At 40.5% G+C, this 4,831-nt stretch carries 5 protein-coding genes; 1 reads left to right on the forward strand and 4 read right to left on the reverse strand.

The features are described from left to right. Nucleotides 1-140: 140 nt before the first annotated feature. The 4 genes from CZ434_RS00485 to CZ434_RS00495 all read right to left on the reverse strand — a co-directional run bounded on the left by CZ434_RS00485 (nt 141) and on the right by CZ434_RS00495 (nt 2,381). Entirely contained in the window at nt 141-692 is a 552-nt protein-coding gene (locus tag CZ434_RS00485) for a replication-relaxation family protein (RefSeq protein ID WP_179107128.1), read from the reverse strand. Continuing rightward, nucleotides 664-1,869: an FtsK/SpoIIIE domain-containing protein gene (locus CZ434_RS00490; RefSeq protein WP_077621274.1), complete on the reverse strand. Its 1,206-nt coding sequence runs from the start codon at nt 1,867-1,869 to the stop codon at nt 664-666. The genes CZ434_RS00485 and CZ434_RS00490 overlap by 29 nt, the downstream gene beginning before the upstream one ends. A 120-nt stretch (nt 1,870-1,989) precedes the next feature. Continuing rightward, nucleotides 1,990-2,163, reverse strand: coding sequence for a hypothetical protein (locus tag CZ434_RS21875; protein ID WP_179107129.1), 174 nt, complete (start codon nt 2,161-2,163; stop codon nt 1,990-1,992). Beyond that, a complete protein-coding gene (locus CZ434_RS00495; protein WP_077621275.1) occupies nt 2,160-2,381 on the reverse strand; it encodes a hypothetical protein in 222 nt (73 codons plus the stop codon). The genes CZ434_RS21875 and CZ434_RS00495 overlap by 4 nt, the downstream gene beginning before the upstream one ends. A gap of 226 nt (nt 2,382-2,607) precedes the next feature. Here CZ434_RS00495 and CZ434_RS00500 point away from each other — a divergent pair. Further along, nucleotides 2,608-4,831 (forward strand): hypothetical protein (locus CZ434_RS00500; protein ID WP_077621276.1); only part of this gene is annotated, 2,224 nt, incomplete at its 3' end.

The raw sequence follows: 4,831 nt of genomic DNA on the forward strand, positions 1-4,831 counted from the left end.
ATTTATTTTATCATAAACGTCAAAAATTCGATACGTGCAGGAAAACCGCCATTTCAAGGCTTTTCTTTAACACCCTTATCCAATAAAACCTATCAAAAACGATACAAAGAATAAATCATGTGACCTTTGGTGTGACCGGGTCACATTTTTACTCCATACACCTCACACAACAGCCCTAACTCCTTTCCCAACTGCTTAATCTTCGGAATCCTGCTCTCCATATCCACCACCCATATAATAGTAGGAAAGTGTCCGTATTGTTTCTGGAAAGCACCTGTTTCCTTTAACTTGGCATAGTCCTCCATCTTCTTTTTGTTCTTATACCATCGTTGGGTACGATCCACCTCTAAAATTTTATACGTCATGCCAGATTGAAACACCGCATCCGGCAATACCTTTACGCCTTTCACTTTGATTTCTGTTTCCGGAAACCATTTGTCCGGCCGATATTTGATATAGACATCGTTTCTGATTATCCGGTGTTCCACATTCCCCCATTTCAACAAAGTACCTTCGCCTAACAGATTGATTCCTTTCTGATTAAGTTTATATATCCGCCCATTTGAGCGTTCCAGATAGTCCGTGTATGGCTTTAAATCCTGCATGAGATAGTTAGTATTCCGAACGCTCCCCGTGTCGTGTAGGTGCTGTATTTGCCTTCTATTAAGCATCCCCAATCGGGATAAACTCAATAGTATTTTCTCCTGTTTCTGCTTCATCCGGTGTAACGTCCTTTCTTGCTCCTTTCATGTAATCGACAAGCAAATCGTTCATCGTTTTGTCGCTGATATACGGTACTTGCATCTCTAAAAGATTCGGTCCTTGCACCAACATACACCGTCCCCTTATGTCCGGGAGTTCCGCAGCATGACCGTTTTCCTCTCCCAACACCACAGCACTGGCGTATTTATTTTGGATTCGGAAGCACATTTTTGCATCGGAATTTTGTTTTACATCCCTTGGCATTGTTTTCGAGACTGGATACTGGGTGCAAAAGATTAAACGGACACCTAAACCGCCAGCTATACATGCAATCAACTCTAGCATTTCTTGGCAAAACATTTTGTCTTTGTCGTGCCTGTTTTGGGGAACCAGTCTATTTGCTTCATCCACTATGACAAATATTCGCTTGTTATCATTCGTTTCCGTAATGTTTGTGTATCCACATGCACCAAAAGCTTGCATCATCTTCACAATGCGTTTCCTCAAGTCCTCCAACATATCAGCAGCTTCTTTGGGATTTCCAGCAACTTGTGTTACTTGCTTCAACTTTTCATATTTGCCAAACTCCAATTTTTCCTTTAGATCAATAATGTAAAACTCTACATCATGTGGATTGGATAAGATAAGAGAAGTCATCAACCCTTTCAAATTGACTGTCTTGCCATATCTGGTAGTACCACCCACCACCATATGCGGTATCTGGTCAAAGTCATGCCAGACCAACCCTTTATGTGTCTTTCCTATCGGGATATTCCATTTATTCTTTAGTAACGGTACAACTTCTTTGTATTCCCACTTCTTTGGTAAATCCGTTTCATAAACGTACAAGTGTAACATCCCCCCATCAAATTCTACTTCCACATTCTTATGCAGACCGTCTTTGAATACGCCGATATTCTTGTTCAGGTGCTGCAACTGCTTATAAGGCAATCCCAACGGCAGACGGTACACATATTCGGTTCCATTCTCCATTTTGGCTTTACGAATAAATTGGCACTTCTTCACGTTGCCATTTAACCCTTTGACGTGTGTTCCGGTGTACTCAAATATCTTCTCAATCTTATTTTTATCGGACATGTTTTCGGTTCTTATGGACGACAAAAGCCCGGCTGACAGAAGAAGTGAAACACCGATAGTAGAAAGCATGAATAAAACACCTCACAAGAAAAAGATTCCGATAACTCGAATACATAATATACAAGCAATAACATAATCTACTGTAGGGAAGTACAAGTTTCCAACCACACTTCCAACCAAGAAGTCATCTTAGAACAGGTTGAATGTGCTTCCCACCTTGGTAAAGACATACCATATCCCCCCGGCACAAGCTACCAACAGCACCCCGTTTGATACCCACGGATTAATACTGATTTTTCCTCTATCCTCCAGGATCGCCATGGTAATGAGTGTGGCCGCCATACTTCCTGCAATGATAATCATTTCTCCCACCCGATAACCACATCACCATATTTCCCCCTGGCTTTGCAGATATATTGGCTATCCCGTTCCCAGTACGTGCTGCAACCGTATAGATCACGGTTAGGATATTCGGAACGGAGAAGGTCGAGAAACCCCTCCATCCCCTCTTCCTTTACAAATTCCTTTGCTGCATTGTAGCTCATCACACCGTCATAAGCCCCTCTTGTATGTTTAATCATGTAAATTCCTCCTCTTCATATAATCCTCATGCATGAGCACCTTTACATAACTGCTGAAATTCGTCTAGAGACACCGTTGACGGCGTTTTTTTGGTGAATGGCATAGCAATCACCGTTCCAGCCAATGACACGTTCTACGCTTCAATAGGTGGCTCTCCTAGTGCGTATGTAGAGGTTAGTGGTTCATCCTCCTACATTGTCACTAGGTATGTATAGGAGGGGTTTCATGGGATATGGAAAAAGCAAAGCTCCTATCAGGATAGACAATCAGGAACTTAAGTCACAGTTGGCAGAGAAACCGACATATGTAGATAGTGTGGCGACAATGAAATCCAGGAATAACTTTAAAGAGAATGACGTAGTTGTAACACTTGGATATTTCACTCCTAATGATGGCGGAGGAGGAACATATTTAGTAAAAAACACCGCCTCCGTAGAAGATGGCGGCTCAACTATTACGTTAAATAATGGAAGGCAAGCTCATCTGCAAAGCTTTGGATTTGTAAACTATAAACAGTTCGGGGCAATAGGAGACAGTATCAACGATGACGGAGTTCAGATTAAGAAAGCTCACGCTTATGCAAATGCAGCGCGGATACCGGTGGTAAATCTAACTGGTGAGTATTGGCTTAAAGAGACGAGAGATATTGTTGTAAAAACAAGCACCAATTTAGGATCGACTAAGCTACACGTTAATGAGGCATTAGCACCTGAAACCGGGGCACAAATTTATCACATCACAACCAACCATACAGCTTTTAATCTTGGATCTGCTTTGCGAAGTGCTATTCTTCCTAAAATGAAAAAAGGCACAGCCTTAATCGCAGAACTTCAAGAATACGAAAATCATTTCATCCGAGTTTTTGACTCGAACACAAAAGTAGGAAAAAGGCAAGGTGCAAACGTTGATAGCGGAAGGGATATGGAAGAGTTCTTTGTCGTTGAAAATGGCGGACGTTTAGTCGGCGATATAACGTGGAACTTCACTGGAATAACATCTATTGAAGCAAGGAAAATGGATGACAATTATCTCATATTTGAAGGTGGCACGTTTCTTTTATCTGGAGATTTAACCGGAAGCACAGTAGAAGTATACAAAAAGACAGGTATATGGATACACCGAAGTAGGGTAATTGTCCGAAATCAATTTGTCGGGCATGAAGATGGAATGGATGACAATATGTCAGCAGCAAGTGATGGGTTTTACCACATTGGTGGTTGCTATGATATAACAATAGAGAATTCACGTCCTATCCCTCGTAAATATTACACTATAAACGGAACGCCAAGAGGGACTTACGGAATCAGTGGAAGCAGAGTGATTAATCTAACCCTTCGCAATTTAACAGGCGAAGGTTCTTCAGAGCACTGGGGTGTTATGGGCACTGACTTGCTTAAAAACGTGCATATTGAAAAATGCAGATTAAATCGGGTAGATGTTCACTTTCACGGGTGGAATTTCACTATAACAGATACAGATATAGGAAATAGAGGATTTCGTTTAACAGGCGGAGGGACTTTGAACATAGAGAACGTAACTGTTAACGGCAAAGATTTTGTTCAATTCCGAGAAGATTATGGATCTAGGTGGGATGGAGATATCTTTATAAAAAAATCAAAACTGATTATTAGTGATCCTACCTCTGGATCGAAAATACTTTCTTTTTCTCCTATTGGGGCTTATGACTATGGGTACAAGATAATTCATGGAAGAAAGATATCTGTAGAAGATTTTGTATTCGATTATTCACAAGTTCCTGACAATCTTGGGAATGCGTATCTCTCTTGGTTTACACATTATGCGTCTTTGTCCGAAAACCGAGTACAGTACCCCTATCATATAGAGTTTAAAAACGTACACGTTGTTGGTCGTGAAAAAGGTGTGCGTTTCTTCAATCTAGGAAAAGCAAATCTGTATTATTCACCAAAGAAAGGAAAGCTCAACGGCCATAACATTATCACTAATGCTTATTATCGCTTTGACACCATTGACACAGAAGATATGTTAGACGTTCCTCAAGGTATTACCGATTGTCATATTTTTATAGATGTCAATGCAAGTGATGTGTACACTGACGATAATTCGATGATACCTAAAGTAGAAATCATTAACTGTAAACATTTAAACTTGCAAACGAAATCTGCTGCCGGGGTTTTCCTGATAAAAGATAGCGAAATTGGTGTGTTGGATGGGAATGGAGCGGGTAGTTCAAAAGGGATTTATCATTTTGAAAATTCAGAAGTAAAACCAAACATTATAAGTGGAGATTCAAGTGATTGTTTCTATTTGAACGGCGCTAAAGTTTCATGGGTGAACTGTACTATCCATCCTATTAAAGTTGAGGGAGCGGTTGATTGGGATAAGACTCAGGCTAATACTGGGATATTTAAGATTTGGTCAGGTAATTTTCAAGTTTTCAACACTCATATAGGAACAAGGTTATCCAAAG

The sequence above is a fragment of the Sediminibacillus massiliensis genome, from assembly GCF_900156915.1.
GTDB lineage: Bacteria > Bacillota > Bacilli > Bacillales > Amphibacillaceae > Sediminibacillus_A > Sediminibacillus_A massiliensis.

Bases quoted from the DNA above. Each gene is read 5' to 3' on its own strand.
- CZ434_RS00490 (WP_077621274.1), bottom strand. From the start codon at position 1,869: ATGCTTTCTACTATCGGTGTTTCACTTCTTCTGTCAGCCGGGCTTTTG.
- CZ434_RS21875 (WP_179107129.1), bottom strand. From the start codon at position 2,163: ATGATTATCATTGCAGGAAGTATGGCGGCCACACTCATTACCATGGCG.
- CZ434_RS00495 (WP_077621275.1), bottom strand. From the start codon at position 2,381: ATGATTAAACATACAAGAGGGGCTTATGACGGTGTGATGAGCTACAAT.